This is a genomic window from Micromonospora aridisoli, assembly GCF_056150025.1.
On the sequence record NZ_JAXCFK010000133.1, the window covers coordinates 1 to 555 of the forward strand.

Consider the following 555-nt stretch of genomic DNA (forward strand, 5'->3'; position numbering starts at 1 on the left):
TGCTGGGGAGCGGCGTGGTCGGCTGTCGTTGGCCGGGTTGGCGTATGTGATCTATACGTCGGGTTCGACGGGGCAGCCGAAGGGTGTGGGGGTGACCCATACCGGCCTCGCCAGCCTGGCGGAGGATCTGATCCGCGAGGTTGGTGTCGCCCCCGGCGACCGGCTGCTGCAGAACGTTCCGCTCACCTTCGACTCCTCCGTGTCCGATGTGCTGATGGCGCTCTGCAGTGGTGCCGCCCTGGTGCTCAACCCGTCGGACCAGCCGTCCACCGCCGACGACCTCGCCGACCTCGTCGTCCGGCACCGGATCACCCGGCTCACCCTCAGCCCCAGCACGCTCCAGACGCTGGATCCTGGTCCGCTCTCCACGCTGCGGGGGCTGCACGTCGGTGGTGAACCCATGCCGACCGAGCTGGCGCAGCGATGGACGGCGGCTGGTGCGCGGGTGGTGCAGGCGTACGGGCCGACGGAGTCGACGGTGGCGGTGACGATGTCGCGGCCGTTGGTGGTTGGTGAGGTGCCGCATATCGGTGGGCCGGTGGCTAATTCGCGGGT

At 69.5% G+C, this 555-nt stretch carries 1 protein-coding gene; it reads left to right on the forward strand.

The window, feature by feature from the left end; all coding sequences use genetic code 11:
* Positions 1 to 91: 91 nt before the first annotated feature.
* Positions 92 to 555: AMP-binding protein (locus tag SM447_RS29740; RefSeq protein WP_474576182.1), on the forward strand; the 464-nt coding region annotated here is incomplete at its 3' end.